19 protein-coding genes, 1 tRNA gene and 1 pseudogene are annotated in these 21,133 nt (G+C 61.3%); 6 read left to right on the plus strand and 15 right to left on the minus strand.

Annotated features, from left to right (window positions below; genetic code table 11):
• Nucleotides 1–105: 105 nt before the first annotated feature.
• Nucleotides 106–780 (minus strand): YoaK family protein, encoded by a 675-nt coding sequence (locus AB0P14_RS01880; RefSeq protein WP_363836964.1) that lies wholly within the window; start codon nt 778–780, stop codon nt 106–108.
• A gap of 13 nt (nt 781–793) precedes the next feature.
• Complete coding sequence (locus AB0P14_RS01885) at nt 794–1,555, minus strand: isoprenyl transferase (RefSeq protein ID WP_363838135.1); 762 nt, start codon at nt 1,553–1,555, stop codon at nt 794–796.
• 176 nt (nt 1,556–1,731) lie between these two features.
• On the opposite strand from AB0P14_RS01885, the gene AB0P14_RS01890 reads away from it, so the two are divergent.
• Entirely contained in the window at nt 1,732–2,379 is a 648-nt protein-coding gene (locus AB0P14_RS01890) for a hemolysin III family protein (protein WP_363836967.1), read from the plus strand.
• A gap of 41 nt (nt 2,380–2,420) precedes the next feature.
• On the opposite strand, the gene AB0P14_RS01895 is transcribed toward AB0P14_RS01890, so the two are convergent.
• The 6 genes and pseudogenes from AB0P14_RS01895 to mca all read right to left on the minus strand — a co-directional run bounded on the left by AB0P14_RS01895 (nt 2,421) and on the right by mca (nt 9,539).
• Entirely contained in the window at nt 2,421–3,626 is a 1,206-nt protein-coding gene (locus AB0P14_RS01895) for an ABC transporter permease (RefSeq protein WP_363836970.1), read from the minus strand.
• Nucleotides 3,623–4,450 (minus strand): ABC transporter ATP-binding protein, encoded by an 828-nt coding sequence (locus AB0P14_RS01900; RefSeq protein WP_363836972.1) that lies wholly within the window; start codon nt 4,448–4,450, stop codon nt 3,623–3,625. Before AB0P14_RS01900 ends, AB0P14_RS01895 begins: the two co-directional genes overlap by 4 nt.
• 2 nt (nt 4,451–4,452) lie before the next feature.
• The gene (locus AB0P14_RS01905; RefSeq protein WP_363836975.1) at nt 4,453–5,514 is read right to left on the minus strand and encodes a secretion protein HlyD; all 1,062 of its coding nucleotides are present in this window, start codon (nt 5,512–5,514) and stop codon (nt 4,453–4,455) included.
• A 199-nt stretch (nt 5,515–5,713) separates the two neighbouring features.
• Complete coding sequence (locus tag AB0P14_RS01910) at nt 5,714–8,077, minus strand: thioredoxin domain-containing protein (RefSeq protein WP_363836978.1); 2,364 nt, start codon at nt 8,075–8,077, stop codon at nt 5,714–5,716.
• Nucleotides 8,078–8,370: 293 nt separating this feature from the next.
• Nucleotides 8,371–8,577 (minus strand): annotated as a pseudogene (locus tag AB0P14_RS01915) (hypothetical protein); the annotation flags it as partial.
• A gap of 53 nt (nt 8,578–8,630) precedes the next feature.
• Entirely contained in the window at nt 8,631–9,539 is a 909-nt protein-coding gene (mca, locus tag AB0P14_RS01920; protein WP_363836981.1) for a mycothiol conjugate amidase Mca, read from the minus strand.
• A gap of 168 nt (nt 9,540–9,707) precedes the next feature.
• Between mca and AB0P14_RS01925 the strand changes: the two genes are divergently transcribed.
• Both AB0P14_RS01925 and greA read left to right on the plus strand, forming a co-directional pair.
• A complete protein-coding gene (locus tag AB0P14_RS01925) occupies nt 9,708–10,142 on the plus strand; it encodes a DUF4307 domain-containing protein (protein ID WP_363836983.1) in 435 nt (144 codons plus the stop codon).
• 269 nt (nt 10,143–10,411) lie between these two features.
• Nucleotides 10,412–10,903, plus strand: a complete 492-nt coding sequence (greA, locus tag AB0P14_RS01930) for a transcription elongation factor GreA (RefSeq protein ID WP_363836986.1) — start codon at nt 10,412–10,414, stop codon at nt 10,901–10,903.
• Nucleotides 10,904–11,056: 153 nt separating this feature from the next.
• Here greA and ilvA read toward each other — a convergent pair whose 3' ends face one another.
• The 3 genes from ilvA to AB0P14_RS01945 all read right to left on the minus strand — a co-directional run bounded on the left by ilvA (nt 11,057) and on the right by AB0P14_RS01945 (nt 14,663).
• Nucleotides 11,057–12,295, minus strand: coding sequence for a threonine ammonia-lyase (gene ilvA / locus AB0P14_RS01935; protein WP_363836989.1), 1,239 nt, complete (start codon nt 12,293–12,295; stop codon nt 11,057–11,059).
• An 81-nt stretch (nt 12,296–12,376) separates the two neighbouring features.
• The gene (locus tag AB0P14_RS01940; protein ID WP_363836992.1) at nt 12,377–13,606 is read right to left on the minus strand and encodes an AI-2E family transporter; all 1,230 of its coding nucleotides are present in this window, start codon (nt 13,604–13,606) and stop codon (nt 12,377–12,379) included.
• A gap of 103 nt (nt 13,607–13,709) precedes the next feature.
• Nucleotides 13,710–14,663 carry an aldose 1-epimerase family protein gene (locus AB0P14_RS01945; protein ID WP_363836995.1) on the minus strand — a complete coding sequence of 318 codons (954 nt, stop codon included), beginning with the start codon at nt 14,661–14,663 and terminating at the stop codon, nt 13,710–13,712.
• A 150-nt stretch (nt 14,664–14,813) separates the two neighbouring features.
• Between AB0P14_RS01945 and AB0P14_RS01950 the strand changes: the two genes are divergently transcribed.
• The 3 genes from AB0P14_RS01950 to galK are packed head-to-tail and all read left to right on the plus strand — an operon-like array spanning nt 14,814 to nt 17,934.
• On the plus strand, nt 14,814–15,656 hold the full coding sequence (locus AB0P14_RS01950) for a DeoR/GlpR family DNA-binding transcription regulator (protein WP_363836997.1): 843 nt from the start codon (nt 14,814–14,816) through the stop codon (nt 15,654–15,656).
• The gene (gene galT, locus AB0P14_RS01955) at nt 15,653–16,777 is read left to right on the plus strand and encodes a galactose-1-phosphate uridylyltransferase (protein WP_363837000.1); all 1,125 of its coding nucleotides are present in this window, start codon (nt 15,653–15,655) and stop codon (nt 16,775–16,777) included. Before AB0P14_RS01950 ends, galT begins: the two co-directional genes overlap by 4 nt.
• Nucleotides 16,774–17,934 (plus strand): galactokinase, encoded by a 1,161-nt coding sequence (galK, locus tag AB0P14_RS01960; RefSeq protein WP_363837003.1) that lies wholly within the window; start codon nt 16,774–16,776, stop codon nt 17,932–17,934. The genes galT and galK overlap by 4 nt, the downstream gene beginning before the upstream one ends.
• 81 nt (nt 17,935–18,015) lie before the next feature.
• On the opposite strand, the gene AB0P14_RS01965 is transcribed toward galK, so the two are convergent.
• The 4 genes from AB0P14_RS01965 to AB0P14_RS01980 all read right to left on the minus strand — a co-directional run bounded on the left by AB0P14_RS01965 (nt 18,016) and on the right by AB0P14_RS01980 (nt 21,095).
• Nucleotides 18,016–19,203 carry a TerC family protein gene (locus tag AB0P14_RS01965; RefSeq protein WP_363837006.1) on the minus strand — a complete coding sequence of 396 codons (1,188 nt, stop codon included), beginning with the start codon at nt 19,201–19,203 and terminating at the stop codon, nt 18,016–18,018.
• Nucleotides 19,204–19,308: 105 nt separating this feature from the next.
• The gene (locus tag AB0P14_RS01970) at nt 19,309–20,154 is read right to left on the minus strand and encodes a Bax inhibitor-1/YccA family protein (protein WP_363837007.1); all 846 of its coding nucleotides are present in this window, start codon (nt 20,152–20,154) and stop codon (nt 19,309–19,311) included.
• Between the two features lie 297 nt (nt 20,155–20,451).
• Nucleotides 20,452–20,524: transfer RNA gene (locus tag AB0P14_RS01975), tRNA-Leu, on the minus strand.
• 70 nt (nt 20,525–20,594) lie between these two features.
• Nucleotides 20,595–21,095, minus strand: coding sequence for an N-acetyltransferase (locus AB0P14_RS01980; protein ID WP_363837009.1), 501 nt, complete (start codon nt 21,093–21,095; stop codon nt 20,595–20,597).
• Between the last annotated feature and the right edge of the window lie 38 nt (nt 21,096–21,133).

Here is a 21,133-nt window from a genome sequence, read left to right on the forward strand (position 1 = left end):
CCACGCAGGGAGCCACGCCACAACCAGAGGTGAACGTTAGGCAACGCTTTAGCCAACGGCCAGAGGAGGCTGCCAGCCTGCCTGCCGGGTCCTTGCGAAGCCGCGCTAAAGCACCACTCGCGTGGCGGGCGGGCGTGGTGGGTTCAGGCGCAGCCAGCCGTTGAAGACGACGGCCAGCACCAGCACACCGACAGCAATCCACAGCGCATTCAGGTCCAGTGCAAGGTAGGAAAAACCGCCCACGATGGAGCCTGTGGTGAGCGAAAGCCACAGCGTCAGGTACCGCAGCCACAGCCGTTTTTCTCCGCCGGTGAGCGCGTTGGCTATGTGTTGGCCCATCTTCACCAGGGTCCCGGTCATGTACGTCAGGCCAATGCTGACCTCGCCGTCGCGCTCGAAAATGACGTTCTCGGCGCCCATTGCCAGCGCCATGATGGCCGGCGCCAACCAGCCACCCAGCCCTAAATTGAACAGGACGACGGCGGATGTCAGTGCCGCTGTCACGTACAGCAACACCGCCATGCGCTTGCGGGACGGCACTATGCGGCGCAGGATCGATGCACTCACCACACCTGTCAAGAACGCGGCCACGAGTCCGAAGGCCAAGGCGAACCCCGTCCAGTTACCCTCGGCCAAGGCTGTCCCGCCGCGGGTGGAGTTGCCGCTCATAAAAGAGACGAAGTAGCCGCCCAGGTGGATGAACCCTACTGCGTCAACAAATCCGGCAGCGCTGGAGAGAATCGCCGCCAGGAGCATCTCGGAACGGTGGTGACTTTGCATGAAACCGGCGTCGCTAGCTGCCGAAGCGGCGGCTGCGGCCAGCGTAGTCGCGCAGAGCTCGCAGGAAGTCGATCTTTCGGAAGGCTGGCCAGAGTGCTTCGCAGAAATAGAACTCGCTGTAGGCGCTCTGCCACATGAGGAAGCCGGAGAGGCGCTGCTCCCCCGAGGTCCGGATGACCAGATCAGGATCGGGCTGGCCACGGGTATAGAGGAATTTGGAGATGTCATCGACCGTGAGGGTGTCGGCAACCTCCGCCATGGTGCGCCCCTCAGAGTCTGCGTCTCGCATGAGCTCACGGACGGCGTCGACAATTTCGCGCCGGCCGCCGTAGCCAATGGCCATGTTGACGTGGATGCGTTCCTTCGCCGGGACGCGAGCTGTCAGGGAGGAGAGGCGTGCGGCTAGGTAATCCGGCAGCAGTTCCGGGGCGCCCATGGCGTGGACGCTGATGTCGGCATCAGCGTCCAGCAGATCCAGGGTGTTGGCGATGATGCCCATGAGCTCGTCGAGCTCTTCGGCAGAGCGGCTCATATTGTCGGTGGAGAGCATGTAGAGCGTGACAACTTTAATGCCCAGATCCTGGCACCAGCCCAAGAATTCTAGGATCTTATCGGCACCAGCTTGGTGGCCCTGGCTGGTGGGGGCGTTGAACTGTTTGGCCCAGCGTCGGTTCCCGTCCACCATGACGCCAATATGGCCGGGGACGCTGGACAGATCCAGTTGGCGAGCCAGACGCCGCTCATAAAAGTTGTAGATGAATTTAGGCATTCGCAAAGACGCGGTGGAAACCCCCATGAAAGTGCACCGGACCTTTACGAATCATGGCCCTGCGGCCTTACGAAACTTGCTAGCTCTAGGTTACCCGTAGGAGCCGTGGAATCCCGCCAAGATATGAAAACCCAAACCCTACTGACCAGTAACCTAGTTCGATGCCGGGATATGATTTTCCTATGGACACCCTTTCCGGAATGGCTCACAAACCCACGTGGCGCGGCTGGCTGCACGCCGGCACGGCCCCTGTGGTCTTGGTGGCGGGGATCATTCTTGTGGTTCTAGCCCCAGGCACGCCCACTAAGATTGCATGCGCCATTTACATCTTCACCGGCGTCCTGCTTTTTGGCACAAGCGCGCTTTATCATCGCGGGAACTGGTCCCCCACGGCCAGGGCAACGCTTAAGCGCTTGGACCATAGCAACATCATGCTGGTGATCGCCGGGTCCTACACGCCGTTGTCTTTCCTGATGCTGCCCCGCCCCACCGCCACCTTGCTGCTGTGGATGATTTGGATCGGCGCCGTAGCCGGAGTGCTGTTCCGAGTGCTGTGGGTCAGCGCCCCCCGTTGGTTGTACGTTCCCATCTACGTGCTGCTGGGCATCACCGCACTGTTCTTCCTCCCGGACTTTTGGGCGGCCGGAGCGGTACCCACGCTGTTGATCTGTCTGGGCGGGGCCATGTATATTGCCGGGGCCGTCATTTACGGGATCAAGAAGCCCAATTTCAGCCACCGCCACTTTGGCTTCCACGAACTGTTTCATGCTCTCACCGTGGCCGCCTTCGCCACCCACTTCGTGGCCGTGGTGCTAGTGGTTTTCGCCTAGCCCGATCCTGTGCCAGCACCAAATGACAGCTCAATAAGCTGCTAGAAGCGGATCGCGTCAATGACCTTGACGCGAATGGCCACCAACGCCGGAATGGCACCGGCCAGCGCTCCCACCAGCACGGCGGAGCCCAACCCCAGCAGTGCGGCCTCCACAGGGAAGGCCGGGTAGGCATCCAGCCCGGGCGCCACTTGCGCCTCCACCAGCGGATTCTTCACGATCGCCACCGCAAGCATCACCCCCACGGCACCCGCCACCGTGGTGCCCACGACGGATTCCATCATGACGCCGGTGAATATCCGGCCCGAGGTTGCCCCGAAACTGCGCCGGATGCCGATCTCACGCACACGGTAACGCACTGTCACCATGGAAATATTCAGCAGACCAACGGCACCGAGCAACAGAATCAGCGCCGCAATCCCGGACACCGCAATCTGGATGACGGCAAAAGGATCACCGTAGGCCGCATAGTCGCTGCGATACACCCCCACGTGGGCGCCCGGGAGCTGCTGCACGAGGTCGGCATTGAGGACCTGAACCAACTCCTCCGACATCCCCGTAGGCACCCAAACGCGCAACTCCTGCCCACCGCCATACCCGTCCCCGCCAACACCAACCGCCGCAGCGGCCTCCGTCAGCATGAACGCTTGTGGCATCGCTTCCGGATACTGATCCGGCATAACACCGATGATTACGGCCGTGACGCTCGACTTACCCAAGATCTCCACTTGTGGCTCGGTGACCAGATTCGGCCGTCCCGCAGCCGTGTAGAAAGCCTCATTGACGACGACGGCGGGAGCCAGCCGCTCGGCGTCGTCCGGGGCAAACCACGCACCCTTGGAGACGTCCACCCGGTGGATGGTGCCGTAGGGCGGGTCCACCACCGTCAGCTCCACATTTTGCACCCCGCTGGGAAACTGGAAGCGGGCCTGCGCCTGCTGCAAGTGCGATGCGTGGGTAAAGCCGTAGCGGTTCACCACGGCGTCGAGGATTTCATTGACACGTGCAGCATCAGGGCTCGCAGCGGATCCCGCATCGGTGTAGATGGAGACGGACACAGTTGCTTCGCGACCGCCGTTGCGCTCAGAATCGAGCCGGATTCCTTCGCGTGCCAAGTTGCCCACGCCCACCACCGTGGTCAGCACGGCGACGGACAGGGCCACACCGATCAATGCCAGCAGGACGCGTGTTTTGTGGATGCGCAGCTCGGACCAGGCCTCAACCATGGCGGAAATGAAGGCGGTCATGCGTCGGCCCCCATGAGGGCTGCGGCGGTGGGAATACCATCGGTCATTGAGAGCACGCCGGCGTCCAGACGGTAGCGGGTACGGGCGCGCGCTGCCACATTGAGATCGTGGGTAATGGTGACCAAGGCTGCACCGGATTCCGTGGCGATGGTGTCCAGCAAATCCATGACGGCCTGACCGGTCTCCACGTCCAGGGCCCCGGTGGGTTCGTCGGCGAGGATCAACCGCGGCCGCCGGACCAGCGCCCGGGCAATCGCGACGCGCTGCTGTTCACCTCCGGAGAGCATGTGCGGTTGAGTGGTGGCGCGGGCCGAGAGCCCCACCCGATCCAGCATCTCCATGCCGAGTTCGTTGCGACGCCAAAACTCCTTACGCCCGGCGTACATCAGCGGGGTCACCACGTTTTCCAACGCTGTGCGCCCCGGCAAGAGGTTGAACTGCTGGAACACGAAGCCAATTTTGGAGCCGCGCAGCTTAGCTCGGGTGTTGTTGCGCAGCTTTTCCACGGGTGTGCCAGCAAAGCGCATCTGCCCGCTGCTGGGGACATCCAACAGCCCCAGAATATTCAGCAATGTGGACTTTCCGCAGCCGGAGCGCCCCACAATCGCGGTGTGGTCACCGACGCGGACCTGCAAATCAACGCCACGCAGAATATGCAGCTTTTCATCGTCCGGCAACACCACGGTACGGGTGACATTACGCAGATCAACCAGCGGTGGATTTGTCTCATCCAGAGTTTGTTCCTGCGGAGCTGCTTCCTGAAGAGCTGCTTCCTGAACCGCTGCGGGCAGCTCCTCATCGCGGTCATCTAAGATGCTGGTCATCCTCAGCCACCCATCATGCCGAAGCCGGACATCTGACCGTCGGGCATCAGGGCGTCGGTGCCGGGCACGAACTCCAAGACTTGTTCCCCCTCGGCGAGTCCGGAAGCGATTTCCACCTGGCTGCCGTCGTTAAGTCCAAGAACTACTTCGCGTTCCTCGGGGGCTGCGCTGCCGTCCACGGACGAAATCCAGACAATGCCGTTTTGGACACTGCCCTTCACAGCCGTCAGCGGCAGCGTCAGCACGTCTTTGGCTTCTCCGGCCGTCAAGTTGATGGTGGCCCCGAGTCCGGGGAACACTGTCACATCTGTGGGAATGGCGCAGCTGACCTGCCCGGTTCCGGCATCGGTTCCGGGCCCGGAGATGACGCCGGGGTTCTGGTCATTTGTCGCAGCGGAGTTGGCTGGGGCATCGGCGTTGCTGAGTTGAACATTTTGGCAGCTAAAGGGTGCCGGGCCGTTGGTTACTGTGCCTGTGGCGGTGGTCGGTTTCCCCATGAGGCGGAATTGCTGGGCGGTTGTTAGCGAACCTCTGATGGAAAAGGTGCCGGGGCTGATAGTGCCAACGCTCTCGCCAACACTCGTATCTTGGTCCATCAGAACGGTGAGCGTTTCGAGTGTGCCGGTCGCTGTGGCCAGCACGTTTGTGTAGGAATAGATCGGGCCGGGCGCGGGCCGGGGTGCTCCGGAGCCCTCATCATCATCAGACTCCTGAACAACCACGGCGGACGGCTCGGGCATCACCTCGCTGCGGATCTGAAAGATCCGCTCCCCCACTGAGAGCTGTGCACCTTGGTCCACGAAGAAATGCACCACTTTACCGGCAGCGGTGGACCGCACGGGAACAGCGGAATCGCTTTCTACGGTTCCGGTCAATTCCACGGTGTTGGTCACCGTGGCGCGGCTAGCCTCAATAACAGGAGCTTCAACACGCGCTTCGGGAAAAATCTCTTCACTAGAGTCATTGAGCCCATCAATGAACGCAATTTTCACGAGGGCCACCGCAATGACACTGAAAATCAGAATCCAAACGATGGGAAAAACCACACGACGCAGCACACGCATTCTTGTTACCTTCCGGAATCTCCCCACAGATCCCCGAGCGGAGAAGTGTCCCGCTCAATCTACCCGACCGGTCAGAAAGACCCCAGACATCTCACAGTGGCTGCGAAGAAATGAGAAATGTGTATCCGGGCGTTCCAGACCAACGACTTCCTGAGGACTACCTCCCAAGCGTGAATTCAACACCCTGACGACCGGCCCGTCAGCGCAGGAGCGTACGGAGCGCTTCGGTATTTGAGACCGGCCGGGCACAGCTCAGAGAGCGGCACACATAGGCCAAGGGCACAGCAGCCGTCATGAGTCTGTCCGCTGGGCCTTGCGAACTACCGGATTGGCGGGCCCCGCTGCGGTCTGCCAGTCCACGCCCCTCCAGCAGCGGCACGGGCGCGGCACCGACTCCGTCCCAGACAGCAATGACCATGCCAGGGGAGGACGCTGCCCACGCGGATCTAACTAACGCTTCCCGCTCTGCACCGGTGGAGCCCACCACCGCCACTTCCAGCGGTCCTGCCAGTAACGCTTCGGCGACGGCCAGCAATCCCCCGGCCGATCTCGGCGCCCTCCGAGCAAGATCCGGCAACGTTGCCAGTAACTGTGCTACCAACTCCCGGTGCCGGGCGGATCCGGTATAGGCCGCCCACGAGGTGAAGGCTTGCGCCAACAACGCCACTCCGCCGGCCGTGGCGTTATCGAAAGGATCAGCGAATCGGGAGCCCTGAACGGCAGCGGCTGCGCCCCCAGCACCAACGGCGGTGCCAGCGTCCGCCGCCTCGGCAGCAGAACCTGCACTGATAGAGCTGTGGCTGAGCACCACCCCGTCAACGATGAATTCCTGCTCCGCAGCGCGCACTAGCTCGCCGGCGAACTCAAACCATCGTGGGTCTCCCGTGGCTGCGTACAGTGTCAGGTAGCCGTTGGCACAAGCGGCATAGTCCTCCAAGAGCCCCTTGATGCCGCGTGCCCGGCCATCGTGCGATACCCGGGTCAGCGCCCCGTCCCAATGAACCGCGTACAGATATTCGCCGAGTTCGGTAGCTGCTTCCAGCCACGCCGGTTCCGCCAAGACCATGGCCGCTTCGGCCAATGCGCCCATGAGCATGGCATTCCACGACGCCACCACCTTGTCGTCTCGGGCAGGCATGACTCGTCCCTCGCGGACAGTGAGCAAGGCAGGCTTGAGCCGTTCCCACGCGCCCTGTTCGCTAGCGCTCAGTTCCCGGCCTGCATGCAGCGGGTGGGTGCCCTGCGGGCCAACACCCATCGCGGTCGCCACTGTTGCGGCCAAATCCGCCGCCACGTCAGCACCGTCAGCTCCGTCAGCACCGTCAGCACCGTCAGCTCCACAATTTTCGAAAGCCGCAGCCTCCAATTCTGCAAGCGTCCAGGTATAGCTGGCACCCTCATAGTGGACGCCGTCGATGACCGTATCCGCATCCAGCGAGGAAGCAAAAGCCCCGCCTGGGAGCCGCATTTCCGCCAGCAGCCATGCCACCGTGGACTGCGCGGCGTCGCGGGCCTCGGCAACGCTGAGCAGCGCAATGCCATCGGCACCCTTCACAGTGTGTGATTCCGGATTGTGTGATTCCGGAGCAGCGGTGGGATCCTGCGCAGCCATCGATTCCTGCGCCATAGTTGTCTGTTGGTCGGGTGTGGGCTCGGCCAACCGGATCCAATGCACCAACGCCTGTAGCAGGCCTGCATTGTCGTACAGCATTTTCTCGTAGTGCGGCTCGGACCAATCAGCGCTGACGCTGTAACGCGCAAAACCGCCACCGAGCCGATCAAAAACGGCCGATCGCACCATGGCCCCCATCGTCCGGCCTGCCATGCCAGCAGCCAACGCCGCGCTTGGCGAACCGGCACCCGCATGCCGCAGCAAAAATTCCAGCGCAGGGGTCGGCGGGAACTTGGGCGCCGTCCCCATCCCGCCGTGTGCCACATCTTCTGCCTGTGCCATGGCCGTCACCGCTGCTGCAGTAGCTTCCGGCCACGGGTTCTTTGGCACCTGAAGTTCGACGCCGGATGTCCCCTCCTGCGTACGGCTCACCGAGGCCGCGCTCACCTGCCATAAGGGGCGGGACAGCGTTTCAGTGAGGTCGTTGGCGGTGGTTTCCACGAGCTCGCGGCGTTCTTCCCACGCCTCACGCACGGCAGCTAAAACTTGCTGGAAAGAGGGCCTGCCCGGGGCTGGGTCCGGAGCAAAGTACGTTCCGGCGTAAAAGGCTTTTCCCTCCGGGGTCAAAAAGACGCTCATGGGCCAGCCACCCTGTCCACTCAGGGCTTGGGTCGCTGCCATGAACGTATCGTCCACATCGGGGCGTTCTTCACGGTCTACCTTGATGGAGACAAAGTGCTGGTTTAGATAGGCGCCAATGGCTGGGTCTTCAAAGGACTCCCCCGCCATGACATGACACCAATGGCACGCGGCATACCCCACGGATAGGAAAATGGGGACATCGCGTGCCACTGCTTCGGCGAAGGCAGCATCGTCAAAGGGCTGCCATGCCACTGGGTTGTGGGCGTGTTGGCGAAGGTAAGCGCTTGGTTCACCTGCCAGCCGGTTCATGGTTGGGGCTACTTCTGGCCCTGCGTGGACGCTGGACCAGACGCGGAACCAGACGCTGAATCGGGAGCGGACTGCCCGGCTGGTGCAGCACCCGAGGTGGTGGAGTGCGCCGGAACTGGAGTGCCGGCGTCGTTCTTCTCAGCATCGATCACAGCGTCACCGTCAAGCACAGGGTCAGACTCAACTACTTCAACAACCTTGTCTCGGAAGCCATTTTCATAGCTGGCGTCCTTCATATCCTTCTCGGACATGATGGGGATGCCCATGTATTCGGTGGCGCCGCCGGAGTGGCTTTCCTCGACCTGTGCTCGGTAACGAACGCGACGAACGCGCTTGACCATGTCACGGATGAGGAAGAACATGATCAGCACGATCCCGAAGGTCATGACAAAGCCCAGCAGGCCGGGAGTGACTTGATCTTCGGTCAGGCCGGGGCGCAGGCCGGGCTGCGTGGGAATGGCAGGGTCAGTATTAGCGAGCAAAATCAGTGTGAGCACAATTCGTCTTTCGTTTCATCCCCGGCGGCACGGTGTCAGCGGGAAACGTCCACTATCTATCGTAGGCCAGCAAACAGGTCGTTCTCCGGTTCAGTGGTGGGAACGCGGGATTCAATGAGTGAATAATCCTCCCACGGCCACACTTTGCGCTGCATGGGTGCGCTGACGGCGAAGAAGAAGCCGTCAGGATCCACTTGGGTGGCGTGCGCGCGCAGGGCGTCGTCGCGGGTTTCAAAGTAGTCGCCGCAGTCAATCTGGGTGGTGGTGGGGTGTTTGCTGACCGGCGGGGTGTGGCCCTCGGTGTCGGCTTCGAGCCAGGCAGCGAGGCGCTCCGCATACGGCGAGGCCAGGCCGGCTTCTTCCAGTGCGTAGTGCAGGGCACGGAAACGCTGGGGATTAAACGCCAGATCGTAGTAGAGCTTGGACGGTTCCCACGCCGGACCCGTGCCCGGGTACTTCTCCGGGTCCCCAGCAGCATGGAACGCCTCAACGGTGACCTTGTGAGCCATGATGTGATCGGGGTGCGGGTAGCCGCCATTCTCGTCATAAGAGATGATCACGTGGGGCCGGAAGCGGCGGACCAGACGCACCAGCGGGGCGGCGGCAATCTCCAACGGTTTGAGTGCAAAGCAGTTGGCTGGCAGATCCGGCAGCGGGTCACCTTCGGGCAGGCCAGAATCGGTGAAACCCAGCCACTGATGCTTGATGCCCAAAATTTTGGCGGCCTTGGCCATTTCCAGGCGTCGAGCACCGCCCATGTCGCGGGCGGCGTGGGGGTCCCCCACCAGTGCGGGGTTCTGGATGTCGCCGCGTTCCCCGCCTGTGCACGTGGCCACCATAACCTCGACGCCGGAGGCCACGTAGGAGGCCATCATGGCCGAGCCCTTACTGGCTTCATCGTCGGGGTGTGCGTGAACCGCCAAAAGTCGCAGTGGTTCCTGATCATGACTCACAGTGGTGCTCACGGAAACTACCTTCGATTCTTCGCTGAGGCGCGGGATGACTATTTTTAGGACAAATTTTAGGACAAACTAGTGCGGCTAAAATGAAGGCTAAACTTATCAAAGACCCAACGTCCCTTTTGCAAGGGGCGCCCGGCCGCGGCTACCGCGGAACAGACTCAAGTGGATGCAGTGACAAATTCTGATTCTTCGCCAGCTACCAGCCTAACCAATCGCTACGGGACACCCAAGCGCAAGGTGTCCAAAAAAGTACAGAAGATCCTCATTATGGTGGCGATAGCACTGTCAGTGATCTGGGTTCTCTGGGTTGTTATTGGTTCAAATAAGGACATCACCCAAAAGGATGTCAGCTACCACGTGGTGGATCCAACCCTAACCACCGTTGATATTGCTGTGACCAAGGACGCGGACGCCACAGCCCGGTGCGCTATGAAAGCGATGGATGAAAGCTACGCGGTGGTGGGTTGGAAAGTAATCACCATTGGCCCCAACGGCAAGGATGTAGGCTCCGAGAACGGCCGCACCACAACCGTGCGTACCGAATTACGCACAGATTCCCTTGCCGTCACCGGAATCGTGGAGCACTGCTGGATCGTTGAGTCCTAAGCAGTCCTTAGTGCTCCTGAGCTGCCCTAACCAGGCCTCAGCAGTCAAATGAAGTAGCCAAATGAAGCAGTCGACGTAACATCGGCCACCTCGATTCTTGGGTTTATTTGTCTTATTGACTAAACTGGAACCTATTACCATCTGCCCCGCTTGATTGGTCCCTAATTTTACGGCGCATGGATTGTGCAGCATTGATGTTGCACAGGCATGAACGTTCACGGGATCGACACCGGCGGGGCCTTTGCATTTGTACATTCAAGGAGAACTACGTGTCTACCACTAACAGTGCGCCGTCAGCATGGCTCACGCAGGAAGCCTACGACCGTCTGCAGGCTGAACTCACTCAGATGTCCGGCCCCGGCCGCGCTGAGATTGTCAGCAAGATCGAGCAGGCTCGCCAAGAGGGCGACTTGAAGGAAAACGGTGGCTACCATGCGGCCAAGGATGAGCAGGGCAAGATCGAGGCTCGCATCCGCCAGCTCAGCGAAATGCTGCGCAACGCCCGCGTGGGCGAGGCCCCGGCCGACGACGGCATCGTAGAACAGGGCATGGTGGTTGTTGCCACGATCGCTGGCGATAAAACTACTTTCCTGCTCGGCAGCCGCGAAGTTGGCGCCGGCGATCTGGAAGTCTTCAGCGAACGCTCAGCCCTCGGCGCAGCCATCATGGGCAAGCAGATTGGCGACAAGCTCAGCTATGTAGCCCCCAACGGCCGCGACATTGCCGTGGAGATCATCTCCGCCAAGCCGTACGAGAGCTAAGACTTCACCCTCCTTGACAGGGCGCCCAAACAGCGCCCCAGTCAGGACGCCCCAATAGGGACATGTGCAGAAAGGATAGGGCCGGGTTTCCAGTGGAAACCCGGCCCTATCCTTGTGCAAGCACTTTGTGCAAGTAGCTTTGTTGGCAGTTCTTTAGTGCACCACGATCGGCTGGAACCCTTCGGCTCGCAGCGCCGTCAGTACCAATTCGCAGTGTTCGTGGCCCTTGGTTTCCAGGTTCACGGTGATGGAGACATCGCCCATGGAAATGGAGCCGCCCACGCGGGTGTGATCCACCCCTGTGACGTTGGCGTCGTTCTCGGCAATGATGCGCGAGATGGTGGCCAACGAACCGGGCCGGTCATTGAGCATCATGCGCACGGTCATGAATCGTCCGGCAGCGGCAAGACCTCGCTGGATGACCTTGAGCATCAGCATGGGGTCAATATTGCCGCCCGAAAGCACCACCACGGTGGTGCCTGGATTCTCAATTTTGCCCTCCATGAGGGCGGCAACACCCACGGCCCCGGCGGGCTCCACCACCATTTTGGAGCGCTCCAGCAAGAAGATCAGGGCCCGAGCCAGCGAGTCTTCGCTGACTGTCACCACGTCATCGACCAGCTCGCGGATGATGGAGAACGGCAGCTGCCCGGGCCGGCCCACAGCAATGCCGTCAGCCATGGTGGAGACCCGCTTCAAGGGCACCAACGCATCGGCGGCCAACGAGGGAGGGTAGGCAGCAGCGTTCTCAGCCTGAACACCAATGACCCGGATCTCCCGGCCCAATTCCTTGGCACGAGCCTTGACCGCAACGGCCACACCGGCCAGCAGCCCGCCACCGCCCACACCCATGATGATGGTGTCAACGTTGGGGACCTGATCCAAAATCTCGAGCCCGATGGTCCCCTGCCCTGCAACGATGTCCACATTGTTGAACGGGTGCACAAAAACGGCCCCGGTTTCATTGGCGTACCGCTCCGCCTCAGCCAGCGACTCGTCGACGTTGTACCCGTGCAAGACCACTTCTGCGCCGTGCCCACGCGTGGCAGCCAGCTTCGGCAGCGCCACACCCACCGGCATGTAAATCCGCGCTTTGATACCCAGTGCCTTGGCGGCCACGGCAACACCCTGGGCATGGTTCCCGGCCGACGCCGCCACCACTCCGCGCGCACGTTCCTCGGCCGTCAATTTCGCCATCCGCACGTATGCGCCACGGACCTTGAATGATCCGGCCCGCTGCAGGTTCTCACACTTGAAGAACACTTCCGAATCGGTCATCCGTCCCAGCGCCCGTGAACTTTCAATCGGCGTGAGCGCAATAATCTCCTGCAGCAGTTCCCGGGCATGTTCAATATCTGCAAGGGTCACGGGGAGATCGCTGGTAGCGTTCACGGTTCTTTTCTCTTTCTCTACGGAACTTCGGTGGAACAGTTGCACCGCCGGAACTGGCGGCCGCAAAAAGGGGTAGCGCGGTTAGGGTTCGACGCCGGACCCTGGCGTAGTGGTCGCGTCAGTTTGGGTGGCACCCAAGGAGGCGACGGAACTTTCGGTGGCGTCAGCACCGGCGTCGGGCATGGGTTGTGGGAGTCCATAGAGCGCAATCATCTCAGGATCGCGTTCCCAACTTCGCCCGGCAATGTAGCGGATGAACGAGTTTGCCACGGCCAGCATCGGCACCGCGAACAAGGCGCCCAGAATTCCGGCGATGCCTGAGCCTGCGGCGACGGCCAGGATCACGGCCACGGGGTGCAGTGAGACGGCGCGGCCCATGATGAAGGGCTGCAGTAGGTGACTTTCCAGCTGCTGGACCAACAGAACGATGCCGAGCATGATCAAGGCGTTGACCCAGCCATTGGCCACCAAGGCCAGCAACACGGCCACGGCACCGGTCACGAGGGCACCCACCACAGGGATGAATGAGCCCACAAAGACCAGCACGCCCAGGGGCAGGGCTAGCGGGACCTGGATGATCGCGGCACCGGCACCAATACCGATGGCGTCGACGGCAGCTACCAGGATCTGGACGCGGGCGTAGTTCCCTAAGGAGGTCCAGCCGCGGCGGGCCGCGCCGTCAACGGCGGGACGGGCACGCCTGGGGAAGAACTTGACAATGAAGGCCCAGATATCTTGGCCTTCGAGCAGGAAGAACAGCAGGATGAACAGGGTCAGTATCAGGCCCACGCCGAAGTGGGTCAGGCTGGAGCCCACGCCGAGGGCGCCGGAGAGGATCGCGTTGGAGTTGTTCTGCAGGGCGGCCAGCGCCTCATCGAGGTACTGGGTGATCTGGTCATTGCTGATGGCCAGCGGGCCGGCGTTGAGCCATTCCTGGACCTGGATCAGGCCCTTGATGGCCTGTTGGCTCAGATCGGTGAATCCCACCACCATCTGCCGACCCACGAGGAAGAGCGCACCCACTACGAGGACAATCATTCCTACCTCGGCGATGGCAACACTGAGGCCCTGGGGGACGCCGATCCCCTTCAGGCTCTTCACGATGGGGCGCAGGAGGCTGGCCAGAATCGTGGCGATCATGATCGGGATCAGCAAGATGGTGACCTTGCTCAGGAGCCAGATCAACATGGCGGCTACGATCAGCACAATTGCCATCCGCCAGGACCAGGCGGCAGCGATGCGGATACCCGGGGGAACCATCGCGGAATCATTCAGGACAGCACGCTCGTCGTTCAGCTTTTCAGGCGTCATATAGCAATACTTCCCCATCCGGTAAAAATTCGTTAAACGGCGTCCATTTCCGCGCGCCGCGCCGTAGTGCTCACAGGGCTACCAAGGCCGCATTAAAAGGGTGTCAGAGCACCGAATCAATGCCCCAATTCATCGTGAAAGGCTCACCCGGTGCCAGCCATTGCAGGCCGTCGCCGGAGTTGAAGGCGTTAGCCGGTCCCGTCATCGGTTCCATGGCCACAGCCAGGGAACGTCTAGGGAACACATCGGTGACGTACACGTGAACATATTTCACACTGCCGTCGTGCCACAGACTCACGCTGCGCCCATCCGCGGCGGACAGCGTGTGCGAGGCAACGCCGTCGTCCGTCTCTAGGTCGGTAAAGGCGGTATCCATGAGGGAATCGGGCACTGGCCGGCCCTGACGCAGCTCGAAGCGGCCCCTCACGGCTTGGCTGCCGGTGGGGATCATGCGCTCGTTTGCGGTTAAATACGTTGCCGCGTGCACCGTCAAAGTCAGCTGCTCGGCCGGGATGTCGCCGAGGGTGAAGTAAGGGTGCGCACCGAGGACAAACGGGGCCGGTTGATTGGAATCGTTGATGAGGGTCTGGGCCACGCGGAGACTGCCGTCGGACTCCAGCGAGTACCGCACTTGGTGGCGGAGCAGGAACGGGTAGCCATGCTGCGGATGGATGACGGCCTCCAGCAGGACGTGGGCCTCCCCCGTTTCCAACGCGTGGTAACCGGTGTTGCGCAACAGCCCGTGAATGGCGTTGTTCCGGGGCACCTCGGTGATGTCCAGCTGCTGGGGTTTGCCGTCCAGTTCCCAGAGACCGCCGTCAATGCGGTTGGCGAAGGGCGCCAGCGTAATGCCGGCCGCGCCGGGCGCAATCGACTCCTCCGGGTAGCTCTCCACGAGCGAAATCCCGCCCCTGTCATAGTGACGCAGTCCGGCGGCCAGTGATGTCACAATGGCGGTGGCACCAGCACGCACCAGAGTGAACTGGGTGCCTGTGGCCGGGTGGGGTTCTGTGGCTGCTGCGTTTTCCGCGTTTGCTGAGGTGTTGGAAGTACTCATGGTGATTAGGCTACTGCCTCCATGGGAGGAAATTCTCCTTGATCCCCAAAAAGCTACTGCACAAACACCACCCTTAATGTAATATTTTGTTTGAAACTGTTTATTTTATATCGGCTTACTTCTATCGGCGACGAAACCAGGGGTCCTTCCATGCTTGCACCAGAGCGCCAAGCGCGCATCCTCAAGGAACTGCAATTGCATGAGGCCGTGCGCGTAGCCGATATCGCGGCTCTGTTGAACGTCAGCGAAATGACCATCCGCCGCGACATTGAATCCTTGGATCAGAACGGGCTGGCCCGCAAGATCCACGGCGGGGCCATGCGTCTGGCCCGGCTCAGTTCCCTGGAACCTGGCTTTCTACTCAATGTCGATAAGGAACTTGTTGCCAAGTTGGCCATCGCTAGCGAAGCGTTGAAGCTGGTTCAGCCAGGTATGACCTTGGCCCTGACCGGCGGCACCACCACTTACCAGCTGGCGGTGGCTCTGGCCGCCGAGCTGGACAGGCTCCGCAATCTGACGGTGGTCACCAACTCCCTCAAGGCTGCCGAACTGCTCTATCACCAGCAAGGCAGCTCCGATCTGAAGGTCATTGTGACAGGTGGCGAACGCACGCCGTCGGAAGCCCTTGTGGGTCCCGTGGCCTGCCTGGCCCTGCGCAATCTGAACACGGATATTTGCTTCATGGGCGTGCACGGTCTGGATGTGGACCGCGGTCTAACCAGCCCCAATTGGCTCGAGGCCGATACCAATGCCGCCTTCATTGATGCCACCACGCGGGTGGTGCTGCTAGCCGACGCCTCCAAGTTCCAGGTCCGCTCCCTGGCCGCGATCGCGCCCATCTCCGCCGTCGACACCATCATCACCGATGACGGCATCCGGCCCGCCACCGCCGATTTGTTCGCCAGCCGAGTGCCGAACTTCATCACGGCAGCACCGAACTCAGCAGCTTCCCTCACGACCGCAACCGCTACCGCTACCAGAAAGTCCTCATGACCATCGCCACCAGTACACGTCTCGCCGACGGCCGCGAACTCATTTACTTTGACGACGGCGCCCACGCCAAGTCCCATACAGCTCTAGACACGCGTCCGTTGGATGCCCGGAGCGAAGAGAACACCGGAGAGTTACGTTGCGACGCCCTCACAGGAGACTGGGTTGCTGTTGCCGCACACCGGCAGACACGCACCTACCTGCCCCCGGCCGATCAGTGCCCACTGTGCCCCACCACCGGTGCAAACCTCTCCGAGATTCCAGATTCGGACTACGACGTGGCTGTTTTTGAAAACCGCTTCCCGTCGCTGGGCCCGGCAGTGGGGACCATTCCACAGAACCCCACCTGGGGTACCATGGGCCGAGCCTTCGGCCGGTGCGAAGTAGTGGCGTTCACCCCCGAGCACACCGGTTCCTTTGCGGGTCTCTCGCAAGAGCGCGCCCGCACCGTCATCGACGCCTGGGCCCACCGGACCGAGGCGCTGAGCGCACTGCCCGGCGTCAAGCAGGTCTTCCCGTTTGAGAACCGCGGGCAGGACATTGGCGTCACCCTGCACCACCCGCACGGGCAGATCTACGCCTACTCCTATGTCCCGCCACGCAGCGAAGTCATGGCCGCCGCGGCCCGCATGTTCTACGACGCCCACAACGGCCAAGCCACCCTGCTCGGCGACATTGTCAGTAAGGAATCCGAATCCGGTGAGCGCATGATCGCCCAGGGCGAGCACTTCAGCGCCTATGTGCCCTTCGCCGCACACATGCCGCTGGAAATCCATCTGACCCCGCACCGCCACGTCCCTGACTTTGCCGCCCTCAACGACGCCGAGCGCGACGAGCTAGCAGTCATGTACCTCGACGTCCTGCGCCGCCTGGACAACCTGTATGACACCCCCACCCCGTACATTGCCGCTTGGCACCAGGCCCCGTTGGACCCCGTACTTCGTCCGGCCGGCCGCTTCCATTTGGAACTCACCTCTCCGCGCCGCGCCGCCGACAAGCTGAAATTCCTGGCCGGCTCCGAAGCTGCCATGGGCGCCTTCATCAACGACACCACTCCGGAACAAGTAGCCGCGCTTTTGCGCAGCACCCCCGGCACCCTGACCCCGAAAGCAGATTTGCTATGAGCCAGTCCATTAATGCAGCCGAGGTTGCTGCGGCCTTTACCGAGGCCTTCGGTTCAACTCCCGACGGCGTGTGGGCCGCCCCGGGACGCGTGAACCTGATCGGCGAACACACCGACTACAACGAGGGCTTTGTGCTGCCGTTCGCGATTGACCGCGCAGCCGCCGTCGCCATCAAACTCCGCACTGACAACGTGGCCCGGCTGCGTTCCAGCTACGGCGAGGCACCCACCGTCACGATCGATCTGGACACGCTCTCCCACGAAACCATGCAGGGTTGGACGGCGTACCCGCTGGGCGTGGTCTGGGTCATGCGCCAGATGGGCATCGCCATTGGTGGCTTTGACCTCTTCCTCCACTCCACCGTCCCTTCGGGCGCGGGCCTGTCTTCCTCGGCTGCCATCGAGTGCGCCGTGGCGACCGCCTTCAACGAGTTGGAAGCTGCCGGGCTCAGCCTGAACGAGCTGGTACTGGTGGGCCAGCGCGCCGAGAATGAGGTAGTGGGCGCTCCGACAGGCATTCTGGATCAGTCCGCTTCACTGCTATCCACCGACGGTCACGCGGTGTTCCTGGACTGCCGGACGCAAGAATCCAAGCTGGTTCCGTTGGATCTGGCGGCTGCCGGGCTGCTGATACTGGTGGTCGATACCAAGGTCACCCACGCCCATGCCACCGGCGGCTACTCTGCCCGCCGCGCCTCCTGCGAGTTGGGTGCCGAGGTGCTCGGTGTTTCGGCACTGCGTGACGTTGCCGCCGCCGATCTGCCCGAGGCTTCCGGTCTACTGGATGAGGAGACGTTCCGCCGCGTGCGCCACATTGTCACGGAGAACCAGCGCGTGCTGGACACCATCGCCGTATTGGACGACGCCGGGCCGGTCGCCATTGGCGAGCTCCTCACCGCAAGCCACGTGTCCATGCGCGATGACTTTGAGATCTCTTGCCCCGAGCTGGACCTCGCCGTAAATACCGCACTGGCTCACGGCGCACTGGGCGCCCGCATGACCGGTGGCGGCTTTGGCGGTTCCGCCATTGCCCTGATTCCGGTGGCCGAAGAAGCTACGGTGCGGGACGCCGTCGTGCATGCCTTTGCAGAAGCGTCTTTCACGGCGCCGGATATCTTCGCTGTCTCCCCTGCCCCGGGTGCCCGCAAGATCAGCTAGCTATTAACGAACAAAGGGTCTCGACGGGCTCGACCAGAAGTGGTCGAGCCCGTCGAGACCCTTTTGCATTACCAGGTGTTACTAGCTCTTGAAGTCCGCGTGAGCCTTATGCGCCGTGGCAATCTGCTCCAGGATCTCTTCAGATTCCGGGTGCTTATCGCGCAGCTTGGTTTCCATAGCCGAGATGGTCTTTTCCTCGTCCATGAGCAGGCCGTAGACGCGCTCACGCTCGTTAGCGTCTGCCGTGTAGTCCAAGTCCAGGTAGCTCTGCGCATGGCGACGAGCGTTGTTAAGGACCGTCTGAGCCTTGCCGGACTTGCTCACCAGCGAGGCCACAATGGTGATGGTCAGGACGCCGATGATGACCGTCAGGGAAAGCCCGGTGGAGATCTCGAAGACGGGAACGTGCTCGCCACCGTTGATGAACGGCAGGTTGTTCTCGTGCAGTGCGTGCAGGACCAGCTTCACGCCGATGAAGGCCAGGATCGCGGCCAGGCCGTAAGCCAGGTAGATCAAGCGGTCCAGCAGTCCGTCCAACAGGAAGTACAGCTGGCGCAGGCCCATGAGGGAGAACGCCGTGGCCGTGAACACGATGTACACGTTCTGGGTCAGGCCGAAGATAGCCGGAATCGAGTCCAGTGCGAACAGCAGGTCGGTGCCGCCAATGGCCACCATGACCAGCAGCATGGGGGTGAGTACCTTCTTGCCGTTGATCACGGTGATGAGCTTGTCGCCGTCGTACTTATCTGAAGTGTTGAAGAGGCGCTTGGCGAGGCGGATGATGAAGTTGTCCGCGTCGTCGCCGTCGCTGCTATCCTCGCCCTTGAGCAAGTTACCTGCCGTGATGAGCAAGATGATGCCGAAGATGTAGAACATCCAGGACCAGGTGTTGATCAAGGCTGCGCCGGCAAAGATGAAGCCGGTACGGGCGATCAGTGCGAAGACGATGCCGAAGAGCAGCACCTTCTGCTGGTCCTCGCGGGGGACCTTGAAGCTGGCCATGATGACCAAGAAGACGAAGAGGTTATCTACGCTCAGAGCCTTCTCGGTAATGTACCCGGCGAAGTATTCTCCACCCATGGTGGCACCGCCGAAGGCCCAGAGGACGATGCCGAAGACGATCGCCAGTCCAACATAAATTGAGGACCAGACCGCGGCTTCCTTCAAGGTGGGAATGTGCGCCTTGCGGATATGGAAGAAGTAGTCAAAGGCCAAGAGGGCCAAAATGACCACAATGGTAATGCCCCAGATCAGAGGGGAAACGTTCATGAGCTGCTTTCGCTAGTTATCGAACAATGGAAGGTGCGGGTTTCCATTGCAGCAACACCCGGCCGCAGGGACCGGGCGTTGCAAAAGGTAAAAAGTGTGATGGGGTTAATCGTTGCCCCGGAGGATCGCCAGCAGGCGCAAGATTTCCACGTAGAGCCATACCAGCGTCACCGTCAGGCCGAAAGCGGCCGTCCAGGAGTATTTGGTGGGCAGGCCACGTTTAACGCCTTGTTCGATCGAGGTGAAGTCCACGATCAGTGAGAAGGCAGCCAAGCCGATGGCCAACAGACCCAACACCACGCCAAACGGAATGTTCGTGCCCGGGATGTCCATGCCGCGCATGCCCCACGGGTTGTCGAGCACGCCGAACATCATCAGGCCGAAGTTCAGCAGCGAGAACAGTGCATAACCAGCCAGTGCAATGATGAAAAAGCGGGTCATCTTGGGAGTGGCACGGACCTTGCCATTGCGGAACAGGACCAAGGTCACGGCAAACACGCTCAGCGTGCCCAAGAGGGCCTGGATGGCGATGCCGGGGTACATCTGCTCGAGCAGGCCGGAGAGCCCGCCCAAGAACAAGCCTTCAAAGCCCGCGTAAGCAAGAATCAGCGCCGGCGAGGGCTCCTTCTTGAAGGAGTTCACCAGGCCCAGCACCAGGCCGACGATCATGCCCGGCCACATCAGCACCGGAATCATCCAGCCAACTGCGGCGCCAACCAGCACCAGAGTCAGTGTGATGACGGTCTTCATGATGACGTCGTCGTAGGTCATGCGTCCGGTCTGGGACGCATTCGCGGACGGCTTGTTGTACAAGTCCTGAAGCTGCTGTGCCGAGAACTGTGCCTGGGCGGACATGGTGTCCGCGCCAGCGTTGACGTTGCCGCGGTAGCCGGCCGGCGTCTCCTTGAAGTTCTTGTTATTGGCAAATACCGGGTTTCCACCAAGTGCCATCGTGCCTGTGCCTCCAAAATAGGGGGTAATTATTCCTATTACTCTATCAAGTCAAGCGTTTCAAACAGCTATTCTGTTCCTGACAGGCCCGATTGTCAGTTTGCTGCCAGCAAACGTTCATCAACTGTTCACATTGATCCCAGATATCGGGGCTCCCCGGCCGTTGCTTGACCCTGCCCGGTCCGCGTCAGGGGGCTGCCCGGTCCGAAATGAAAATCGACCCGTGAGTTAAGGTCGCTTTGATTCACCAAAGCGACCTTAACTCACGGGTCAATTTCACAGGAACGGCTTTACACGTACCCCAGGTCGGACTCGAACCGACACTGAACAGATTTTAAGTCTGGTGCCTCTGCCATTGGGCTACTGGGGCTGATCCATCAGGACCGTTACTGGCTCCTGTCTACAATACTGGATACGGGCCCTGCCAATGAAACCGCCAATCAGCGCGCGTTGAATGGATCGGCGTAACGGAAATCTCCGTGGCTGCCCGGTTGGTGGTTCGCCAAGGCCAGCGCCATGAAATGCGAACCCCACGACGGATCCGGGGAGACGATTCCCAAGGAATCCGCGGGCACAAATCCAAACCGCGGGTAGTAGTCGGCGCTGCCCAGAAGTACCAGCGTGGACTCCCCCATCGCATTCGCCGCCTCGATGCTGGCGTTCATCAACGCGGAGCCAACGCCTTGGCGCTGATACTCCGGTTGCACGGCGATGGGGCCCAGGCCCAAGGACTCCTGCTCACCGATCCAAGCCCGGGTGGTAATGACGTAGCCCAGGATCTCGCCACGGACCGACTCGGCCACCAACGATAAGGCGGGCAGATACTCCCTGGAGGCAAATAGACCACGCAACAATTTAGCCTCGACCGGCTCAGGAAAGGCCGCTTCCACCACAGCAAGGATCTCGGGCCGGTCATCAGCCCGTTCGCGTCGAATGATCATGGCCCCAGCTTAGCGTCCCGTACCGACACACCTTTTGA

Source organism: Specibacter sp. NPDC078709, from assembly GCF_040686795.1.
Lineage (GTDB): Bacteria > Actinomycetota > Actinomycetes > Actinomycetales > Micrococcaceae > Specibacter.